This is a genomic window from Faecalimicrobium dakarense (assembly GCF_000499525.1).
GTDB classification, from domain to species: domain Bacteria; phylum Bacillota; class Clostridia; order Peptostreptococcales; family Peptostreptococcaceae; genus Faecalimicrobium; species Faecalimicrobium dakarense.
The window spans coordinates 1-20254 of sequence record NZ_HG529359.1 but is presented as its reverse complement, the minus strand read 5'-3'; the positions used below and the strand labels follow the sequence as shown (position 1 = coordinate 20254).

At 29.4% G+C, this 20254-nt stretch carries 23 protein-coding genes and 1 riboswitch; all 23 genes read left to right on the top strand.

From position 1 onward, the window contains the following. The first annotated feature begins 36 nt into the window (after positions 1–36). Positions 37–120: riboswitch (cyclic di-GMP riboswitch) on the top strand. A 494-nt stretch (positions 121–614) separates the two neighbouring features. The 23 genes from flgB to BN899_RS10965 all read left to right on the top strand — a co-directional run bounded on the left by flgB (position 615) and on the right by BN899_RS10965 (position 20252). Next, a complete protein-coding gene (gene flgB, locus BN899_RS11075) occupies positions 615–941 on the top strand; it encodes a flagellar basal body rod protein FlgB (protein WP_042275362.1) in 327 nt (108 codons plus the stop codon). Positions 942–945: 4 nt separating this feature from the next. Next, on the top strand, positions 946–1350 hold the full coding sequence (gene flgC, locus BN899_RS11070; protein WP_042275361.1) for a flagellar basal body rod protein FlgC: 405 nt from the start codon (positions 946–948) through the stop codon (positions 1348–1350). Between the two features lie 21 nt (positions 1351–1371). Next, positions 1372–1674: a flagellar hook-basal body complex protein FliE gene (gene fliE / locus BN899_RS11065; protein ID WP_042275360.1), complete on the top strand. Its 303-nt coding sequence runs from the start codon at positions 1372–1374 to the stop codon at positions 1672–1674. 22 nt (positions 1675–1696) lie between these two features. After that, the gene (fliF, locus tag BN899_RS11060) at positions 1697–3262 is read left to right on the top strand and encodes a flagellar basal-body MS-ring/collar protein FliF (protein ID WP_042275359.1); all 1566 of its coding nucleotides are present in this window, start codon (positions 1697–1699) and stop codon (positions 3260–3262) included. A 16-nt stretch (positions 3263–3278) separates the two neighbouring features. Then, the gene (gene fliG, locus BN899_RS11055) at positions 3279–4337 is read left to right on the top strand and encodes a flagellar motor switch protein FliG (protein ID WP_147568540.1); all 1059 of its coding nucleotides are present in this window, start codon (positions 3279–3281) and stop codon (positions 4335–4337) included. Then, a complete protein-coding gene (locus BN899_RS11050) occupies positions 4321–5097 on the top strand; it encodes a FliH/SctL family protein (RefSeq protein WP_042275358.1) in 777 nt (258 codons plus the stop codon). The genes fliG and BN899_RS11050 overlap by 17 nt, the downstream gene beginning before the upstream one ends. Next, positions 5094–6401 carry a flagellar protein export ATPase FliI gene (fliI, locus tag BN899_RS11045; RefSeq protein WP_042275355.1) on the top strand — a complete coding sequence of 436 codons (1308 nt, stop codon included), beginning with the start codon at positions 5094–5096 and terminating at the stop codon, positions 6399–6401. Before BN899_RS11050 ends, fliI begins: the two co-directional genes overlap by 4 nt. Before the next feature lie 15 nt (positions 6402–6416). Then, positions 6417–6857 (top strand): flagellar export protein FliJ, encoded by a 441-nt coding sequence (fliJ, locus tag BN899_RS11040; protein WP_042275353.1) that lies wholly within the window; start codon positions 6417–6419, stop codon positions 6855–6857. Between the two features lie 13 nt (positions 6858–6870). Continuing rightward, positions 6871–8091 carry a flagellar hook-length control protein FliK gene (locus BN899_RS11035; RefSeq protein WP_042275351.1) on the top strand — a complete coding sequence of 407 codons (1221 nt, stop codon included), beginning with the start codon at positions 6871–6873 and terminating at the stop codon, positions 8089–8091. 10 nt (positions 8092–8101) lie between these two features. Beyond that, complete coding sequence (locus tag BN899_RS11030) at positions 8102–8635, top strand: flagellar hook assembly protein FlgD (protein ID WP_042275350.1); 534 nt, start codon at positions 8102–8104, stop codon at positions 8633–8635. A 3-nt stretch (positions 8636–8638) separates the two neighbouring features. Next, positions 8639–9490 (top strand): flagellar hook-basal body complex protein, encoded by an 852-nt coding sequence (locus BN899_RS11025; RefSeq protein ID WP_042275349.1) that lies wholly within the window; start codon positions 8639–8641, stop codon positions 9488–9490. Positions 9491–9505: 15 nt separating this feature from the next. After that, on the top strand, positions 9506–10321 hold the full coding sequence (locus BN899_RS11020; RefSeq protein WP_042275347.1) for a motility protein A: 816 nt from the start codon (positions 9506–9508) through the stop codon (positions 10319–10321). After that, positions 10311–11063, top strand: coding sequence for an OmpA family protein (locus BN899_RS11015; RefSeq protein WP_042275345.1), 753 nt, complete (start codon positions 10311–10313; stop codon positions 11061–11063). Before BN899_RS11020 ends, BN899_RS11015 begins: the two co-directional genes overlap by 11 nt. A gap of 7 nt (positions 11064–11070) precedes the next feature. Continuing rightward, the gene (locus tag BN899_RS11010) at positions 11071–11463 is read left to right on the top strand and encodes a hypothetical protein (RefSeq protein WP_052356820.1); all 393 of its coding nucleotides are present in this window, start codon (positions 11071–11073) and stop codon (positions 11461–11463) included. After that, positions 11447–12112 carry a flagellar type III secretion system pore protein FliP gene (gene fliP, locus BN899_RS11005; RefSeq protein WP_042275343.1) on the top strand — a complete coding sequence of 222 codons (666 nt, stop codon included), beginning with the start codon at positions 11447–11449 and terminating at the stop codon, positions 12110–12112. Before BN899_RS11010 ends, fliP begins: the two co-directional genes overlap by 17 nt. A gap of 15 nt (positions 12113–12127) precedes the next feature. Then, complete coding sequence (gene fliQ, locus BN899_RS11000) at positions 12128–12394, top strand: flagellar biosynthesis protein FliQ (RefSeq protein ID WP_042275341.1); 267 nt, start codon at positions 12128–12130, stop codon at positions 12392–12394. Between the two features lie 11 nt (positions 12395–12405). Next, entirely contained in the window at positions 12406–14247 is a 1842-nt protein-coding gene (locus tag BN899_RS10995) for a fused FliR family export protein/FlhB family type III secretion system protein (protein ID WP_042275340.1), read from the top strand. Beyond that, a complete protein-coding gene (gene flhA / locus BN899_RS10990) occupies positions 14240–16297 on the top strand; it encodes a flagellar biosynthesis protein FlhA (RefSeq protein ID WP_042275339.1) in 2058 nt (685 codons plus the stop codon). The genes BN899_RS10995 and flhA overlap by 8 nt, the downstream gene beginning before the upstream one ends. A gap of 16 nt (positions 16298–16313) precedes the next feature. Continuing rightward, positions 16314–17027 (top strand): sigma-70 family RNA polymerase sigma factor, encoded by a 714-nt coding sequence (locus tag BN899_RS10985; RefSeq protein ID WP_081712240.1) that lies wholly within the window; start codon positions 16314–16316, stop codon positions 17025–17027. A gap of 14 nt (positions 17028–17041) precedes the next feature. Continuing rightward, positions 17042–17815: a flagellar hook-basal body complex protein gene (locus BN899_RS10980; RefSeq protein WP_042275338.1), complete on the top strand. Its 774-nt coding sequence runs from the start codon at positions 17042–17044 to the stop codon at positions 17813–17815. A gap of 12 nt (positions 17816–17827) precedes the next feature. Then, positions 17828–18586 carry a flagellar hook-basal body complex protein gene (locus BN899_RS10975; RefSeq protein WP_042275337.1) on the top strand — a complete coding sequence of 253 codons (759 nt, stop codon included), beginning with the start codon at positions 17828–17830 and terminating at the stop codon, positions 18584–18586. Between the two features lie 244 nt (positions 18587–18830). Continuing rightward, a complete protein-coding gene (locus BN899_RS10970; RefSeq protein WP_052356819.1) occupies positions 18831–19094 on the top strand; it encodes a FliM/FliN family flagellar motor switch protein in 264 nt (87 codons plus the stop codon). 36 nt (positions 19095–19130) lie between these two features. After that, positions 19131–20252, top strand: a complete 1122-nt coding sequence (locus BN899_RS10965) for a hypothetical protein (protein WP_042275335.1) — start codon at positions 19131–19133, stop codon at positions 20250–20252. The last annotated feature ends 2 nt before the right edge of the window (positions 20253–20254 follow it).

Here is a 20254-nt window from a genome sequence, read left to right as displayed (position 1 = left end):
GAAAATATGTTATAATATATACGAATAGAAGTGAAAAAATTTAATAGGCAAACCTAGGGAAATTTAGGGACGCAAAACTATAGGGGCTAAAGTTTTTAACTATGCCAGCCAGCTGCCGAAGAGTTAATAGACTTTTTGTTATCATTTTGATATAAAGAAATACTCTGCTGCAGGGTATTTTTTTTATATTAAAAATCATTAATTATAATTACTATAACAAATTACAAAAACAATACACATAAAAAAATCTATGAGATTACTGAAAAATAATTAAAGAATCGATAGGTTATGTCGAAAAAATTTATATGTTGGTAAAATATGCACATATTTTCCGAAATAATGAATTTAACTGGAAAAAAATGGAGAAATTTGAAAAAATTTGAAATTTTTTGTTCGAATTCATACAATTTTCTCGAAAAAAGAGGTATAATATACATTAGATATGATTTAGAAATATAAGCTCTAAAACATAATGATATGATAGTGTAGTGTGAAATGTATTTTTAATTTTGTTCTAGTTTTGTGGAAAGTATTACACATGAATTATAATGCCATGAAATAATGTAAACTACTCTTTCTGAGTAGTTTTTTTAGATTAAAAAATAGGAGGAGTTATGAGTATATATAATTTAATGAAAGTTAGCTTAGATGCAACAGACTTAAGAGGTAAAGTCATTGCAAATAACATTGCTAATGCGAATACACCAGGTTATAAAAGAAAGTATGTAAGTTTTGAAGAAAGTCTAAAAGGCAAAATGGAAGATAAGGCTAAAATAGAAGTTAAAAAAGATGATACCTCAATTGTTAGGGAAGATGGCAATAATGTTGATTTAGAAAACGAAAAGGTAAACCAAGCAGCAACAACTCTTCAATACAATGCTCTAGTTAGTTTAACAAATACTAAAATAGCTATGATGAAGAGTGTAATATCAGGGAGGTAGTTAAATGAGTATTTTTAGTGGCATGAGAATTAGCGCTAGTGGACTTTCAGCAGAAAGAATGAGAATGGATACTATATCAGCGAATGTAGCAAATGTAAAGACAACAAGAACAGAAAATGGGGGAGCTTATAGACGTAAGATAGCGGTATTTCAGGAAAACTTTGATGAAAAATTAGGTATGTTGGGTGTAAAAACTGCATCAATAAAAGAAGATAAATCTCCATTGAGAAGATTATATGAGCCAAATCATCCAGATGCGGATGCACAAGGATATGTTGAATATCCTAATGTAGATATGCTTATAGAACAGGCAGATTTAATAGCAGCGGTTAGAGGTTATGAATCTAATGTGGACACGTTAAATGCTCAAAAGAATATGATATCAAAAGCCTTAGAAATAGGAAGATAAATATAAGTATGGAGGAAAGATATGCAATCAATTACAAATATAGGAGCAAATTCTAACATATTTGCAAAAGCTATAAAAACTGAGCCAATAAATTCTCAAGAAAAAAATGATTTTTCACAAATTATAGAAAATGCAATACATAAAGTTAATGACTCTCAAGTAAATGCTAATAGTGCTATAGAAGGTTTAATAAAGGGAGAAGATGTATCCATGCATAATGTAATGCTATCAGTACAGGAGTCTCAAATGTCAATGCAACTAATGCTAGAGGTTAGAAATAAATTATATGAAGCTTATCAAGAGGTAAATAGGGTACAATTGTAACTTATTAACAAGGAGCAGGTAGATGAATTTAAAAGAAATTATACAAAAAATAAAGGACTTTATAAGCACTAAAAAACAGCAATTTCTAGAACTTAAAAAAGAAAAGAAAATAGCAATCATAGTTGCAGTAGTAGCTAGTATATTAGCGATAATATTTGGAGTAGGTTACCTAAAAGAGAGCAAATATAAAGTGCTTTTCTCAGGTTTAGATTCCAATGATGCAGCATCTATAACAAAAGAACTAGATAGTAGAAAAGTTGAGACTCAAATAAAAGGTGATAGTATATACGTACCAAAAAATGAAGTTGATAAATTAAGACTTGAGTTATCAAAAAATATCTCTAATGGATCAAAAGGTTTTGAAATTATGGATGAAGGATCTTCTTTTGGTATGACAGATGAAGAATTTAAAATAAAAAAGCAAAGAATGGCACAAGGTGAAATTGAAAAGACAATAAAAACATTCCCACAAGTAGAAAATGCAAGAGTACACATAACTGAAGGGAAAGAATCTGTATTTGCTAAGGAAAGCATACCAGGAAAAGCTGCCGTATCTATTGATTTAAAACCTGGAGAAAATTTAGAACCTGATCAGATAAGATCTATAATGTCTCTTGTTTCAGCAAGTACTTCTAATGTACCAAAGCAAAATGTAGAAGTTGTAGATCAAAATATGAAACTTTTATCAGAAGGATTATTTGATGAAGACGGTAATATAAAAGCAGCTAATTCTAATGGATTAGATATATCTAGAAAAGCAGAAAAGGAATTAAGTTCAGATTTAGAAAGATCAATTCTTGGGCTTTTAGAGCCTATATTTGGTCAAGGTAAGGTAAAAGCTACTGTTAATGCTGATTTAAATTTTGATACTAGTGAAAAAACAGAAACAGTAGTAGATCCTAATAAAGTAGTAGTAAAAGAATCAAGAAGTAATAACAAAACTACAGAAGCTGCAAACACTGGTGGAGCTGTTGATAACAACATGAATAATGTAGGAAATGATAAGCAAGCTACTGTAGATAGCAAAGAAGAAGATATACAATATGAAGTTGGAAAAACAGAGACTAAAACTGTAAAGGCTCAAGGGGAAGTAAATAAAATAACTGCATCAGTTGCGGTTGACGGAAAATTAGGAGCAGCAGAAACAAGAAAAATTGAAACTATGGTAGCAAATACTATCGGAATGAATAAAGATAGAGGAGACGATGTTGCTGTAGTAGCGATGGACTTTAACATGAATTCAGCTAATAAGGATAATAACAAGTTAGACATGATAAAAGAAGATGAAGGAATAAAGAAGATGTTAAAGATAACAGGTTATATAGTAGGGGCTTTACTACTACTGCTAGTGGCAGTATTGACAACTATGTATATACGTAAGAAAAAAGGTTTAAGTAAAGAGGAAATATTTGATGAAGAAAACGAAATAGACTTAATAAATCAAAAACTAGAAGAAATGGAACAAAATAGATCAAAATATATTGAAGAAGATGAAGAAAGCATTACATTAGAAGATGAAGTTAGAAATTATGCTTCTGAAAATCCAGAACAAGTTACAGAATTAATTAAAAGCTGGCTAAACGAGTAGAAGGTGGTTGTTTATTTTGCAAAATGAAATTAGTAAATCAGGAAATGCATTTGACTTAGGTGACATACCAAAAGTAAGAAAGGTTACTGGTGCAAGAAAAGCAGCAGTGCTTTTAATGACTTTAGGTACTGATGTATCTGCCGAAATAATAAAAAACTTAACTGACAAAAAAATTCAGAGAATAGGTGTAGAGATAGCGAATATACAGACAGTAAAGTCTAGAGAGAGAAGAGAAATTCTTCAAGAATTTATCGAACTTAACAAAGGAAAAGAATTTGTTTTAGAAGGTGGTATAGATTATGCTCAATCGTTACTTAATGGTGCATTAGGTAATCAAAGGGCTAATAAACTTTTAGAAGGTATTAAGTATGATGCCTACACAAAGTTATTTATGACAGCTAGAAGAGCGGAACCAGAGCAAATTCTTTCATGTATTCAAGGAGAGAGTTCCCAAACTATAGCTATAATTCTTTCTCACATTCAACCAGATAAGGCAGCAACAATTTTAAGTGAACTACCAGAAAAAATAAAAAATGAAGTTTCCTTAAAGATAGGTAGTATATCGTCAATATCTCCAAATATTATAAAGGCCATAGATAAAGCTGTGGAATACAAGTTATCAAGATTAGGTCAGAGAGAAAAGGAAAACTCAGGTGGAGTTGACAGCCTAGTAGATATACTAAGTAGTGTAGATAGAAAAACAGAAAAGAGTATTATTCATTATATAGAACAAAAGGATAGTATTTTAGCTGAAGAAATTAAATCTAATATGTTTATATTTGATGACATTGTTAGACTTGATAATGCAGCTATTCAAAGAATACTTAAAGAAGTTAACGTTAAAGATATTGCATTTGCACTTAAAGGTTCTTCAAAAGATGTTGCAAATGTTATATTTAGAAATCAATCGCAAAGGGCATCTCAAGCACTTAAAGAAGAAATTGATTTATTAGGTAAGGTAAAAATATCTCAAGTTGAAGAGTCTCAACAAACTATTGTTAATATAGTAAGAAGACTTGAAGATGAAGGAGCTATAACATTATCTAGAGGTTCAGACGATGAATTTATCATGTAAGGAAAGTAAAATTATACGATCAGCAGATGTAAGCCTTAAAGGCAAGATAACTTTAAAAAACAATATTATTAGTAAAGTTAAAATTGAAGAACAAAAAAGCTTAGAAGAAGAACTTACAAAAAAAGAGGAAGAATTAAAAAATAGAATTTTAGAAGCAGAAAATCAATACAAAGAAATACTTTCAAAGGCTAATGAAGAAAGCTTAAGTATTATAGAAGAAAGTAAAAATAAAGCTTCAGAAATAGAAAAAAAAGCTTATGATCAAGGCTATAATCAGGGGACTAAAAATGGTTATGAAGATGGATATAAAGAAGCTTATGAAGATAACATTGAAAAAGCTAAAATAGATGCTGAAAATATATTGAGAAATGCTGATAATGTTTTAGAAGAAGCTAAAGATTATGCGATTGAATATCTAAAGGAAAATAAAAATCACATATTAAGTTTAAGTGTAAGCATAGCAGAGCAAGTTTTAAGAGAAAAATTCACAGAGGTATCTTCTATGGATAATATGATACTTAATGTAATTGAAGAATATGAACTCAAAGAAAACTTTATTATAAAAACAAATTCTATATACAAAGAAAGCTTACAAAAGCAAGTTTTAGAGCTTAAGGAAAGTTATAAAATAAATAGTGATGTATTTGTTTTAGGAGATGAATCTGTTGAACAGGGAAATGCAATATTAGAAACTTCTAAAGGGAAATTAATCATTGGAGTTGACTCTGTTTTAAAAGAAATAAAAGAGGAGTTGTTATGATTAATATAGATTTTGAAAAATTAATAAAAAAAGTTAAGGATATACCAGCTATTAAATCTGAGGGTAAGGTAAAAAAAATAATTGGTCTTACTGTAGAAGTAGAGGGAATTAAAAGTTTTGTAGGGGAGCTATGCACTGTATACAACCAATTAGAACATCCAATAGACTGTGAAGTGGTAGGGTTTAAGGATGGAGACGTTATACTTATGCCACTTGGAGAACTAACAGGGATTGGCCCCGGGTGTAGAGTTGTAGCAAGAGGGATACCGTTAAGTGTTAAATGTAGCGATGAATTATTGGGAAGAGTTCTCGATGGGATTGGAAATCCCATCGATGAAAGTTCTATAGCGTCAGGTGAAAGATATAGTCTTTCAAATCAACCTCCAGATCCAATGAAGAGAAAAAGAATTACACAGATAATGCCTACAGGAATAAGAGCTATTGATGGATTTTTAACTTGTGGAGAAGGTCAAAGGATTGGTATCTTTGCAGGGAGTGGAGTTGGTAAAAGTACTACTTTAGGAATGATTGCAAGAACTGCAAAAGCAGATGTAAATGTAATTGCTCTTATAGGAGAAAGAGGAAGAGAAGTATTAGACTTTATAGAAAGAGATTTGGGTGAAGAAGGCATGAAAAAATCAGTAGTAGTTTGTGCTACTTCTGATAAATCACCATTAGTAAGGCTAAAAGGAGCCTTAACAGCCACATCAATTGCTGAATATTTTAGAGATCAAGGTAAAAAAGTTATTTTAATGATGGATTCTGTGACAAGATTTGCTATGGCACAAAGAGAAGTTGGACTTGCTATAGGTGAGCCACCAGCGCAGAAGGGATATACTCCGTCAGTGTTTGCAATGCTTCCTAAATTAATGGAAAGAACGGGCTTATCTGATAAAGGATCTATAACAGCTTTTTACACAGTATTAGTTGATGGAGATGATTTTAACGAACCTATAGCAGATACAGTTAGAGGTATTTTAGATGGACATATAGTCTTATCTAGAGAACTGGCACATAAAAATCATTATCCAGCTATAGATATTTTAAATAGTGTAAGTAGACTTATGAATGAAATTTGTGATGATGATCACAAAATGTCAGCGTCATATGCAAGAGATATTATTGCAACGTATAAAGAAGCTGAAGATTTGATTAATATAGGAGCTTATGAAAAAGGTTCAAATAAAAATATAGATATGTCTATTGCATACATCGAAAAAATAAATAGCTTTTTAAAGCAAAAAGTTGAAGAAAATACATCTTTTGATGACAGCAGGCAAATGCTAAGCACCATGTTTGACTAAAGGAGAGAGGACTAAGTGAAAAAATTTAAATTCAGACTTCAAAAAGTATTAGACATAAAAGTGAAAGATGAAGAAGAAAGTAAGCTAAAGTATACTCAAGCTCAAAATGAAAAACGAATGGTTGAACAAAATTTAGCTAACTTACAATTAAGTTATAGTAAGCATTCAGATATAAGTAATATTAAAGATGTTGTTACGCAAAAAATAACTATTAACTACTTATCGTCTTTAACTCAATCTATAAAATCAGTAGCAGAGCAACTGGAAGAAGAAAATATCAAGGTTAAAGAAGCAAAAGATGATTTTATAGAAAAGCAAATAGAGAGAAAATCGCTAGAAAAGCTTAAAGAAAGTAAAATAGAAAAATTAAGAAAAGAAGAAGAAAGAAAAGAACAAATAACAAATGATGAATTTGCATTATATGCATTTATAAGAAATAGAGTAGAGTTAGCATAAAAGGGTGGTTAATATGAATTTAAATATATCAACAGAAATTTTAAATACCTTCCAAAATACGAGTAATTTGCAAGATACTAATAAAATTAGTTTAGTATTTCAAGATATTTTTAATAGCTCAATAAATTTAAAACAAGATTTAGAATTAGGACAAGGCCTAAGTTTAGATGAAGATTTAAATTTAAAAATAGACGAAGAAGATAAAGATTCAATTAATTATGAACTACTTCAAGGTATGCTAATTAATTTAAAAATTATAGATTTTGAAGAGTTTATAAAAACAAAAGATAATATATCTTTAAAATTAGAAGAGATTATAAAAAATAATGATACTTTTACAAAACTTTCAGGTAAAGAGATTGAGGTATTAGATAAATTAAATAAATTATTAGATGAAGTTAAATCAGATAAAAACTTTTCTATAGATGTAAAAAGTTTACAAGAAAAACATAAACAATTTAATTTAATAAAAGAAAGTTTAAAAGAACTAGACACTACTTTGGATACAAAAAACAAAAATCTTACTGGAAAATCAAATAATGAAAGTATGGGTTTAGATGTGAAGGCAGAATTATATAAGCTTGAAGCATATGACCAATTTGAAGTTAGTAGTTTATATAATAAAAAAAATATATTAAAAAGTAGCATAGATTCTAATTCTAATGATGAAGATTTAAAAACCTTAGAAAATATTTTAGATAAAGGTGATAAGAATAGTTTTATTGTACCAAGTAGTAACTTACATTCTTCTAACCTAAATATAGCGAAAGATACAAACTTAAGTGAAATGCCAGTAAGTAATATAAGGCAAGAATTCATAAGTGAAGATGTTATCAAAGCTATTAAATATTTAAAGTCAAATAATATGGAAGAAATAAATATAAAAATAAGCCCAAGAGAATTGGGAGACATGACAATAAAGCTTGTAAAAAGCCCAGAAGAGACAAAAGTATTGATTACTATAAGTAAAGATGATGTATTTGAATTATTACATAAAAATACTCATGATATAGTTAAACATTTGACTGATGCAAATATAAAGATCAAAGATGTAACTGTAGATATAAAAAGTAATAATGATAAATTTTTCTCTGATAACTTAAATCAAGAATTTAGTAGAAAAAATCAAGAAAACAAAAAGAGAAGAAATAAATATGAAACAGCTTCAGTTAAGGAAATAGAGACTACAAAAGAAGATAAGATAGATGAGGATAATATAAATATATTAATTTAGAGGTGTGAGTATGGACAATACAATAGCTCAGGGTAAAGCAATAAACCCAGTTAAGAGTAAATCTTATGATAAAACTGAAAATGGAACACCAATAATTATGCCAGGACAAGAAAATGATAAAAATATGTTTTTTAAACTGCTATCGGCTCAAATGTCAAATCCTGATCCAATGAATCAGCAAGATCCTACTCAGTATGTGACACAGTTAGCGCAATTTACTATACTAGATGAGATGATGTCTGTTAATGATGGAATGGAGTACCTTATAGGAATGCAAAATGGACTGCTTGTAAATTCAGCCTTAAGTACAGCAACATCTTTAATAGGAAAAAATGTAGAGGTTTATGCACCAATTGAAGATGGAGATGAAGTTGGAGATACTCCGAAAACTCATACAGGAAATGTTGAAGGCGTACATATCAAAGACGGTGTTGTTTATTTAGATATGAAATTAGATGAAACTGGAGAGATAAAATCGTTTGAATATGGATCTCTTAAAAAGATAAATGAGAAAAATACAAATTTAGAAGAAAAGGGAGAATAAAAAATGCTAAGATCAATGTATTCAGGAATAAGTGGAATGAAAGCTAACCAAACAAAAATGGACGTTGTTGGTAACAATATTGCAAATGTGGGAACTACTTCTTTTAAAAAATCGGGAACAAGATTTACAGATGCACTAAATCAAACAGCTTTATATGCTAGTGCTCCAGGCGGTGGAATAGGAGGGGTTAACCCAGGTCAAGTTGGTATAGGAGCTAAGGTAAGTGGAATTTTTAAAAATATGAAACAAGGGTCATTACAACCAACAGGAAGACCAACAGACTTAGCAATAGATGGGGATGGATTCTTTATTGTTGAAATAGCTCCAGGTCAAAAAGGTTATACAAGAGATGGATCATTTAGCTTAGATATGAATGGAAACTTAGTAACAGCAGATGGATATAAAGTTTTAGATAAAGATGGAAAAGCAATTGAAATACCTAAAGAGATGGATACTGCAGCTGGTGTTAAAAAGAAAGTACTTTCATTTAATATATCTAAAGACGGAAAAATTTCATATCTTTTAGAAGACGGAACAAAAATGCCAGAACTTAAACCGGATGGAACTCCAGTAGACCCAACTAAACAACAAGTTGTAGGGGTAGCAACCTTCCAAAATGCTGAGGGGCTAGAATTACTAGGAGGAAATATATATGGAGTGTCAGCTAACTCAGGGGCACCGGTTGTTAATAAAGTTTTTGGTCATATAAATCAAGGATCTATAGAAATGTCAAATGTTGATTTATCTGAAGAATTTACAGAGATGATAGTTACAACTAGAGCCTTCCAAGCTGCAAGTAAGGTAATAACAACTAGTGACGAATTATTACAAGAGATAATAAATCTTAAGAGATAGTAAGAGAGGAATAAAATGAAAAAACAAGATATTCTAACACCAATAGGTTTACTTCTAGCTGTAGGGTTAGTTTTATTCGGAGCAATGCAAGGAAAGTCAGGACTTGGTATATTTTTCGATCCTGCATCCATAGCTATAACTATAGGAGGATCTTTTGCAGCAGTACTTATAACATTCTCCAGTGATGACCTAAAAAAAATAATAAAAATATTAAAAACGAGTTTTACATCTCACAATATATACAAAATAGACTTAGTAGACCAGTTTAAAGAACTATCAAGAAAAGTAAGAAAAGATGGAGTTTTATCAATAGAAGAAGCTGTAGGCGAAATTGAAGATAGCTTTTTAAGAAAAGGTCTAGAGTTAGTAATAGATGGTTTAGACCCAGATACAATAAAAGAAATATTAGAATTAGAAATGTTAGAAATAGAAGGTGGCTATAACAAAGGCTCAAAAATATTTAAGGTTTGGGGAACTTACGCCCCAGCCTTTGGTATGATAGGTACTCTAATAGGGCTTATTCAAATGTTAGCAGATATGGGGTCTCCAGATGATATAGCAAGGGGGATGTCTGTGGCTCTTATAACTACACTTTATGGAGCTTTACTTGCAAATATAGTATTAAATCCAGTAGGATTTAATATTCAAAATAAAGGAGAAAAAGAAATAGAGTATAGAGAAATGATGTTAACAGGAATAATGAGTATTCAAGATGGAGATAGCACAAGAGTAATAGAAGAGAAAATGATAACATTCTTAACTGTAGAAGAAAAGCGCAAATATTATACTAGAGAAGTTGATAGTGAAGGAGTGAGCGTAAATGCAGTCTAGAAGAAAGAAAAAAAGTTTTGACGATGATATAAATCCAGATAGTTGGCTTGCAACCTATGCTGATACTATAACATTATTACTTACATTTTTCATTCTTCTATATTCAATTTCATCTGTAGATAGCGAAAAATTAAAACAACTTACTAAATCTCTGCAAAATTCATTATCACCAACAGGATCAGTCGAAGTTGCGGAAATTGAAAATATTACAGATTTAAAAGTTCAAGGTGGAAATACAGAGTATGAAAACTTATCTGAAAAATTAAATAAAATAATAAATGATAATGCTCTTACAGATGTTATTAAAATAAGAGAAGAAGATAGAGGTATAGTACTTCAATTAGATGAGACTATATTATTTGACCCAGGAAAAGCGAAGTTAAAAGAAGATACTCAAGGAGTATTAGAAGCTATAACAACAATAATAAATGGGACAGAAAATGATGTATTGATTGAAGGTAATACAGATAATGTACCTATGAAAACAGCTCAATATGGGTCTAACTGGGAATTATCAACTGCAAGAGCTGTTAGTGTTGTAAGATACTTTGTTGAATCAAAGAGTGTTGATCCAAGAAGATTTGCTGTTAAAGGATATGGAGAATATAAGCCATTAGTAGCAAATGATACGCCTGAAAATAGAGCTATAAATAGAAGAGTTGATATACTTATTGTAGAGCAAAAGGTTAAAAAAGATACAAAGGATGCAAAAGAGATAAAGGAAACAAAGGAGATAAAGTAAAAACATCATGGATGATATATTACAGTACTTAATAAACTTAAGTATATTTGTACCGATTATTATTATATTAATAGTGGTATCTATAAGAATTAGTAAATCAAACCTAGAGCGTATAGGTATATATAAATATGTTAACATCATAGAAAGAACAAGCTTAAACAAAGATACAGACGTATTTGTATTAAAAATAGGAGATGAAGGTTGTGTCATAATGTCATCATCTTCATCAATAGAGAAAATTAAAGATTTAAGCACAGAAGAAATAAATAATCTAGAGCAAAAAAAAGAAGAAATTAAGAAAGTTAATGCATTTAAGTTTAATATAGATAAAACTAATATAAAAAAATTAAACTTAAATAAACTACATTTAAAGGAGAAAAAAAATGGAGACACTAGGTAATCTTTTATCAAATCCACAGGAACTTACTCCTTTAATAAAACTCTTTATAATGATGACATTTTTAATGTTTTTACCAACTGTCATATTTATGATGACTAGTTTTGTAAGAATAATAATTACATTTTCTTTTCTAAAATCAGCACTTGGAGCTCAACAATCTATTCCAAATCAAATTTTAATTGGAGTAGCAATGGCACTTACAATATTTATAATGGCTCCCACTGTAAAAAATATAAATGAGAATGCAGTAAAACCGTACATAGCTGAAAAAATTGAGTTTGAAGAAGCAATAAAAGAAGCAGAAATACCGATAAGAAAATTTTTATTAAATCAAACTAGGGAAGAAGATATAAAACTATTTGTAGAAAGTGCAGATATTGAAAAAACTGAATTAACAAAAAAGAACATACCGTTGTACATTTTAGTACCAGCATTTGCAATAAGTGAATTAAAAACAGCATTTCAAATAGGGTTTTTAATTTATCTGCCATTTTTACTTATAGATTTAGTAGTATCAAGTACGCTAATGTCTATGGGAATGTTTATGCTTCCACCTGCTATGATATCTCTACCGTTTAAGCTTTTATTATTCATAATGGTAGATGGATGGAATTTATTAATCAAATCTTTAATTTTAAGCTTTTCATAATAAGGAGATATAATTATGAGTGAAAATATGGTAATGAGTATAGTAAAAGAAGCTTTATTTACAAGTATGTTAGTTGGAGGACCAATACTTATATTATCTTTAGTAGTAGGGTTACTTATAAGTATATTTCAGGCAACGACACAGATACAAGAACAGACATTGACTTTTGTACCTAAACTAATAGTTATAGCATTAACATTAGCAGTAGGTGGAAATTGGATGTTGCATGAAATTATGAAATTTACAACAAAGATTATGAATATGATATCAACAATAAAATAAAAGGTGTAAATTTGATACTTGTATTTATTAGGTTAATAACATTTTTTAGTTCGATAAGTGTTATATTTCCATCAGGTACACCAAATATATTCAAAGTTGGTTTTTCTTTATTTGTATCAGTTGTAATATCTTTTACTATAAATATAGATGTGAACGTAGCAAGTACAATAGATTTGATTAATTATTCGGCAATGGAGACTGTAACAGGGCTAGTGCTAGGATTTATAACTAGTATATGCTTTAATAGTTTAAGAGTAGGGGGAAGTTTGATAGATCAACAACTTGGATTATCAATGGTAAATATATATGACCCAAACAGCAAGGACCAATCTACACTGATTGAGAACGTTATGTATTGGATGGGTATAATAATATTTTTTAGCATGAACGGTCATCACATGTTAATAGAAGGAATCCAGAAAAGTTTTAAGTTAGTTCCATTAGGAGAATCAATACTTAGTAATAATTTTACATATGTAATAAATGTTTTTATAGAGTATTTTATCATAGGTTTTAAAATAGCTATACCAATAATAATATCTCTTATTATAGCAGATTTAATAATGGGACTTATATCAAGGAGTGTACCACAGCTAAATGTAATGATTATTGGTATGCCTTTAAAAATATTGGTAGGGATTATGTTTTTCATTATTGCACTACCATTTATATTAAGTCAAATACATAATTTATTTAATAAAATACCAGACGTATTAGATGGAACTCTAGCATTAAAAAATAGCTTTATAGGTCCTATGGCGGTTATGTTGTCTACTGGAGATAAAACAGAAGAGCCTACAGGTAAGAAAAAGAAAGATGCAAGAAAACAAGGAAATGTAGCTAAGAGTAAGGAAGTGACAACAGCATTTACGTTAGTTGGAATTTTGCTTATAGCTTACACCATGTCGGATTATATAATATCAGAAATAAAAAATTCTTTAGTTACATTTTTAAGCATGGATTTTAGTGCAAATATGGACTTTAATATGCTTAAAGTATTATTTACTAATTTAGGTTTGGCATTTATGAAGATATTCTTGCCAATAGGATTGATAATTATAGTATTCGGGGTTGTAGGTCATATTATACAATCTGGTTTATTATTTACAGGAGAAACTTTGAAACCTAAATTATCAAAACTAAATCCAATAAGTGGATTTAAAAATATGTTTTCGATGAAAGCTTTGGGAAATATGGTAAAAAGTATAGTAATTATAGTAGTACTTTTTACCATAGGATATTCATTTATGGCAAAAAACTTTGAGGGGATTATGAAAATTGGTGACATATATTTACCATACTTAATGCCTAGTGTAATGGAGCTTATAAAGCAACTGTTAAAAAATATATGCTTAGCGGCAATTGTTATTTCAGTACTTGATTTTGGATATCAGAAATATACACATAAAAAAGACTTGAAAATGACAAAGCAAGAAGTTAAGGAAGAATTTAAACAAATGGAGGGAAATCCTCAATTAAAATCAAAAATAAAACAAAAGCAAAGAGAAATGTCAGCTCAGAGAATGATGCAAGCAGTACCTTCATCTACTGTTATTGTAACCAACCCAACGCATATATCGATTGCTATAAAATATGAAAAAGGCAAAGATACTACTCCAATTATAGTTGCAAAGGGTGCGGATGTAATAGCATTTAAAATAAGAGAAATAGCTAAGGAACATGATATACCCATTATAGAAAATAAACCATTAGCTAGACTTATATATAAAGAAATAGAAGTAAACCAAGAAATACCTGAAGGTATGTATCAAGAAGTAGCGGAAGTATTAGTAGCTGTTTATAAAATAAAAATAGATATAAGAAGTTATAAAAAAGAGGTTTTAAATGGATAAGTTAAATTTTAAGAAGAGGTTTGATATATTAGTTGGATTTGGAGTTATTGGAATTGTATTGATGATAATAATTCCACTTCCACCGTTTTTACTAGATGTGATGTTATCAATTAATATAGGTTTTTCTGTACTAATATTATTGTTAACTCTTTTTTCTACAGACATACTAGAATTATCAATATTTCCTACAATACTTCTTGTAACTACATTGTTTAGACTGGGTCTAAATATATCGTCAACTAGACTTATACTTGGCCAAGGATATGCAGGTAATGTAATAGAATCCTTTGGAGAATTCGTTGTAGGCGGCAATTACGTTGTAGGTATAATTATATTTTTAATAATAGTAATAATCCAATTTGTTGTTATAACAAATGGTTCTAGTAGAGTATCTGAAGTATCAGCAAGATTTACATTAGATGCGATGCCTGGAAAACAAATGAGTATAGATGCAGACCTAAATGCAGGTATGCTAGATGATAAAACAGCTAGAAAAAGAAGAAAAGAGCTTCAACAAGAGGCGGATTTTTATGGAGCAATGGATGGTGCATCAAAATTCGTTAAAGGTGATGCTATAGCAGGTATAATAGTAACCACTATAAATATACTTGGTGGTATTGTAATTGGTGTAGTTATGCTTGAAATGAGTTTTCAAGAATCAGTTCAAACATATATAAGACTTACAATAGGAGATGGGCTTGTAAGTCAAATACCTGCATTATTAATATCTACGTCGGCAGGTATATTAGTAACAAGAGCAGATAGTGATGAAAACTTCGGTAATTTATTAGGAAAGCAATTAATATCTATACCAAAAGCAATAGCCATGACAGGTGCAGTTTTAATAGTTCTAGGATTTATGCCAGGGCTTCCTAAATTTTCATTCTTCTCATTAGGACTAGGAGCTATATTTATAGCTTACTTGTTAAATAAAGATGAAAAAAGTATAGAAGAAGAATATGAACAAATAAATAGCTCTGAACAAACTACAGAGGGAACAATAGAAATGGCAGAAGATGTTTCAACCCTTATAAATGTAGAGCCAGTTGAGATTGAAATAGGATATGGATTAATTCCATTAGCAGATGAAAGTAGCGGAGGAGACCTATTACAAAGGATAGTGTCTGTTAGAAGGCAGTGCGCAATAGATATGGGGATAGTAGTTCAACCAATAAGAATAAGAGATAACCTTCAACTAAACCCAAATCAATACAGTATAAAAATAAAAGGAAATACAGTTGTAACGTATGACCTTATGCCTAATATGCTACTTTGTATGAATCCAATGGGAATGAACATTGACATAGATGGTATAAAAACTAAAGAGCCAACATTTGGACTAGATGCCCTATGGATAAATAGAGATAAAGCAGAAGAAGCTGAATTATATGGACTTACAGTTGTTGATCCTACAACTATTTTAGTTACTCATCTACTTGAGATAATAAAAGATAAATCTCATGAACTTATAGGTAGACAAGAAGTTAAAACTATAATTGATGCCACTAGAGAAAGATATAGTGCAGTTGTAGATGAATTAATACCTGATTTAATGACATTAGGTGAAGTACAAAAAGTATTTCAAAATTTATTAAGAGAGAAAATAGCTATAAAAGATCGAGTTACAATCCTTGAAACTTTAGCAGATCATTCAAGAAATACAAAAGATATTGAATTGCTTACTGAATATGTAAGAATAGCAATGAGTAGAAGTATTTGCGCGGAATTAGTAGATGAAAATAATGCTATAACAGTAGCTACTTTATCTATGGAAGTAGAAAATTTGATTGGTAATAATTTACAAAGATCAATTAATGGGACATACCCAGCGGTAGATCCAGAAAGTACAAATAAAATATTTACAAGTATTCAAAGTTTAACAGATAGTATTAATTTTTATAACAATAGACCGATATTAGTAGTATCACCAAAAATAAGAGCACCATTTAGAAAGTTAGTTGAAATGATATTTCCTAATATAACGATATTATCATTAAATGAAATACCTAATGATATTCAAATAAAGGCTCAAGGAGTAGTCAACATATAGCAAGGGGGTTAACAGATTGAATTTGTATAATCAAGAAGAATTTATAATTAACAACATGCCTCTTGTGAAGCATATAGCATCTAAATACTATACAAACAAGATAGGCATAGAGTATGAAGATTTAGTAAGTTTAGGTGTCATGGGATTGATAGATGCAAGTAGCAAGTTTGATGCTAATAGAGGAGTTAAATTTTCAACATATGCATCTATTAGAATTTCATCTTTTATAATAGATGAAATAAGAAAACAGTCGCCAGTATCTAGATTATATATAAAGAAAATAAATGAATATAATAAATCAGTTGAAACATTACAAAATAAATTTTTTAGAGAACCAAATATAAATGAAATATCAGAGCATATGCAAATATCAAAACAAGAAGTGCATGGTATAAAGATGAAGATAGGAAACTTAAGTACTTCATCACTAGATAGTACTATATTTGAAGAGGAAAGTGAAGTTAAGTTAATTGATACAATAAAAGAAAAGGAAAGCCTATCACCAAGTATATTAGTAGAAAAAGATGAACAACTAGAATTTCTAGCAAAAGCTATAGATATGTTGAAAGAAAGAGACAGATTAGTAATATCTTTATATTATTATGAAGAGCTTAATTTAAAGGAAATAGGAATAATACTTGAAGTTTCAGAGTCAAGAGTTTCTCAAATACATAGTAGAGCAATAGCAAATTTAAGAAATAATATGAAACAGTTAAAGTATATAGACTAGAGGAGTGAAAAGTTATGTTAAGAGGAATTTATTCATCTGTGTCATCAATGATAAATTTACAAGCAAGGCAAAGCATTATAACTAATAACCTAGCTAATATAAAGACAAATGGATATAAGGAAGAAACATTGGTATCTAAAAGTTTTGATGAAATGATATTATCTAATAACGATAATTATGTAAATGGGATGCCAACACATCAAATATTAGGAAGACTAAGTTTTGGTGTAAAAATAGATGATACAGTAACAAATTATAAACAAGGAGTACATGTATCTACAAATAATAAAACAGATATTGCTTTAGATGGAAAGGGATTCTTCCAAGTACAAGATTTTAGTGGGAAAAAATTTTTCACAAGAGATGGATCTTTTAAAGTTAATAGCCAAGGATATCTTGTAACAAACGCAGGTCATAATGTAATGGGAGTAAATAAGCTAACTGGAAACCTAGAAGCAATAAATGTAGGTAATGATAAATTTGCTGTTACTCCAAATAACAATGTAGTTTTAAATGGCGTAGAAAAATATAGCTTTAGTGTTGTAGACTTTAATGATTATAATAATCTAAAAAAAGTTGGAGATAACTTATATTCTGGAGAAAATCCAATTAGAGCTAATAATTTTTATGTTAAGCAAGGTTATGTTGAAGGATCTAATGTTGATTCTATAAGTGCAACAGCTGATTTAATGGAGACAGCTAAAGAATTTGAGTCTAATCAAAAGGTAGTACAAAGTATAGACTCAATACTTTATAAAATAGCAAATGAAATAGGTTCAGTTAGATAAGGGGTATAAGATATGTATAATATAATGAATAATAGCAAAACAGGAATGTTAGCAAATCAAGGTAAAATAGATATTATATCAAATAATATGACAAATGCTAATACGACAGGATATAAAAAATTAGAATCTGGTTTTTTAGATTTATACACAGAAACTTTAAATAGACAATCTTATCCAAACAACTCAAAGGATGCTGTTACAGGTACTGGAGTTAAGATTTCCCAAGCAATAAGAAATTTTGAACAAGGAAGCCTTAAAAATACTGAAATAAAAACAGACATGGCTATAGATGGAGAAGGATTTTTTAGAGTTATAAGGCCTGATGGAAGTTTTGCATATACAAGAAATGGTCAATTTAATTTAGACAGCGCAGGGAGATTAGTAGATGACAGTGGAAATATATTAGAGATAGAATTTAAAAATGGAAGAGGATACAATAATGTAAACTTAGCAGATGATTTAAGCGTAAATAAATTAGGAGAGGTATTTTCAAATAAGGAAAAAATTGGTAATATAAGTATATATACATCTACAGGAGATAATGACTTTATATCAGTTGGAGACAGTTTGTTTACAGCCATCAAAGGAGCTAATATACAAACATCTAATAATTCTAATATAATGCAAGGCTATACAGAAATGTCTAATATAAATATGCAAAACGAAATGACAGAAATGATTATGGCACAAAGAGCATTTCAATTCAATAGTAGAGGTATGCAAGTAGCAGATGAAATGTGGGGGATGATAAATAACCTTCAAGGAAGATAATTTCATAAAAGTTAATTAATACTTATTACTCATATTACTTTAATGTATGTTGACGAAGAGATTAGAAAAATCAAAAAATAGTGTGAATGAATTAGTAAATATACAAATAGGGGATATTATTAAGCTAAATACTAAAATATAATACTTGGTATTGGGGAGTCTAAAGCTTATAAGAGCAAGCCGAGCCTTATAAAAAATAAAAAAGCATTACAACAAGTGGCATAAAGAAGGATGTGTAAAATTTATGAATGATAAGTTTGGAAGAGTACTAGATATACCCCTGAAAGTTACTGCAATTTTAGGGAAGACTAAAATGAACTTAAAGGATATATTTGAATTAACAAAGGGTTCATTAATAGAGCTAAATACATTTGAAAATCAAGAGGTTGAAATATTCGTAAATGGTCAGAAAATAGCTTATGGACAAGTAGTTATAGTAGACCAAAATTTTGGAGTAAGAATAACTAGTATATTGGGTGAAGAAGAGCTAGCAAAAACTCTGGCTTAGTAGTATATCTAGGTAGTAAAGGATGGATAAAGATATATGGCTAAAGTATTAAAAAGTAAATATAATAGTACAGGTGAGCGATGTGTTGATGCATGCTTAAACTATGGTGATCTAAGATATATAAATGAAGATGGCTCACCTATAAATATAGAAATACCATGTGATAAATACGAAGAAGCTGTAAGTGATTTTGAAGATAGAATAAGAGAAGGTATTATTCAAAGGGCTGTTGAGACAAAAGAAGTATTAAAGAGGGGAGCTTTTACATATAATCAAGCAAAAAATATAGCTATCGATGGGAAAGTAAGAGGGCTAGATTTTTTTGAAATTGATGGAAGTGTAGAGTGTGACCATATTTTAGGAGTATCAGGAAGTATAGAATATGCATTATCATTGTGGAATGGAGACTCAACTAAGGAAGCATTATTAAAGTCTATAATAAGAGCTATAAAGGTCTATGGGGAAGGATTTATAAACGGACTAAGTTTAGACAATACCGTTGATATAAGTTTATATACTAGATTTGCAAAAAATGTATCTACTATGGATTACATGACGGATATAAAATTATACAAAGCTAGAAATTATACTATAGACAATGAAGTTCAAATTGAAGGTATCGGTAGTAAGATAAAAAATATGAGTGCTATGAATTTAATATTAGGCCTTATGGGAGCCTTAATAGGATTAATATTTATCCAGGTAGCTACTAATTTTGGAAAAATCATAGATAATAACATATTATTTTTAATATTAAATTTACTTTGCGTATCAATTGGTGGAATTATTTTTATTAATGTTCCAAAGCGTATAATTGATAAGTATGTAAAAAATAATACAAAGATGATTATGGATTTGTTTAATGAAGAATTAGAAATAGTTACATATGATAACCTATTAACAGAAAAAGAAGCTCATATAGTATTAAAAAACATAACAAAAGGTGAAGTATCAAAATTACTTATGGATATGAAGGGTAGTGTAAACAAAAAAATATCTAGTAATAATTTAGTAAGTAAAGAAAGTAAGTTTATGCTAGACGCTAGGAAGACAATTGTATTACCAAGCGAGTATGATATAAAAGAAGGATTAAATAGACTTGTAGGAACATACAATGAAAAATTAAAAACGAATATAACGTTGATTCTATATAAATAAAA

Bases quoted from the DNA above. Each gene is read 5' to 3' on its own strand.
- flgB (WP_042275362.1), top strand. From the start codon at position 615: ATGAGTATATATAATTTAATGAAAGTTAGCTTAGATGCAACAGACTTA.
- flgC (WP_042275361.1), top strand. From the start codon at position 946: ATGAGTATTTTTAGTGGCATGAGAATTAGCGCTAGTGGACTTTCAGCA.
- fliE (WP_042275360.1), top strand. From the start codon at position 1,372: ATGCAATCAATTACAAATATAGGAGCAAATTCTAACATATTTGCAAAA.
- fliF (WP_042275359.1), top strand. From the start codon at position 1,697: ATGAATTTAAAAGAAATTATACAAAAAATAAAGGACTTTATAAGCACT.
- BN899_RS11050 (WP_042275358.1), top strand. From the start codon at position 4,321: ATGAATTTATCATGTAAGGAAAGTAAAATTATACGATCAGCAGATGTA.
- fliI (WP_042275355.1), top strand. From the start codon at position 5,094: ATGATTAATATAGATTTTGAAAAATTAATAAAAAAAGTTAAGGATATA.
- BN899_RS11035 (WP_042275351.1), top strand. From the start codon at position 6,871: ATGAATTTAAATATATCAACAGAAATTTTAAATACCTTCCAAAATACG.
- BN899_RS11030 (WP_042275350.1), top strand. From the start codon at position 8,102: ATGGACAATACAATAGCTCAGGGTAAAGCAATAAACCCAGTTAAGAGT.
- BN899_RS11025 (WP_042275349.1), top strand. From the start codon at position 8,639: ATGCTAAGATCAATGTATTCAGGAATAAGTGGAATGAAAGCTAACCAA.
- BN899_RS11020 (WP_042275347.1), top strand. From the start codon at position 9,506: ATGAAAAAACAAGATATTCTAACACCAATAGGTTTACTTCTAGCTGTA.
- BN899_RS11015 (WP_042275345.1), top strand. From the start codon at position 10,311: ATGCAGTCTAGAAGAAAGAAAAAAAGTTTTGACGATGATATAAATCCA.
- BN899_RS11010 (WP_052356820.1), top strand. From the start codon at position 11,071: ATGGATGATATATTACAGTACTTAATAAACTTAAGTATATTTGTACCG.
- fliP (WP_042275343.1), top strand. From the start codon at position 11,447: ATGGAGACACTAGGTAATCTTTTATCAAATCCACAGGAACTTACTCCT.
- fliQ (WP_042275341.1), top strand. From the start codon at position 12,128: ATGAGTGAAAATATGGTAATGAGTATAGTAAAAGAAGCTTTATTTACA.
- flhA (WP_042275339.1), top strand. From the start codon at position 14,240: ATGGATAAGTTAAATTTTAAGAAGAGGTTTGATATATTAGTTGGATTT.
- BN899_RS10980 (WP_042275338.1), top strand. From the start codon at position 17,042: ATGTTAAGAGGAATTTATTCATCTGTGTCATCAATGATAAATTTACAA.
- BN899_RS10975 (WP_042275337.1), top strand. From the start codon at position 17,828: ATGTATAATATAATGAATAATAGCAAAACAGGAATGTTAGCAAATCAA.
- BN899_RS10970 (WP_052356819.1), top strand. From the start codon at position 18,831: ATGAATGATAAGTTTGGAAGAGTACTAGATATACCCCTGAAAGTTACT.
- BN899_RS10965 (WP_042275335.1), top strand. From the start codon at position 19,131: ATGGCTAAAGTATTAAAAAGTAAATATAATAGTACAGGTGAGCGATGT.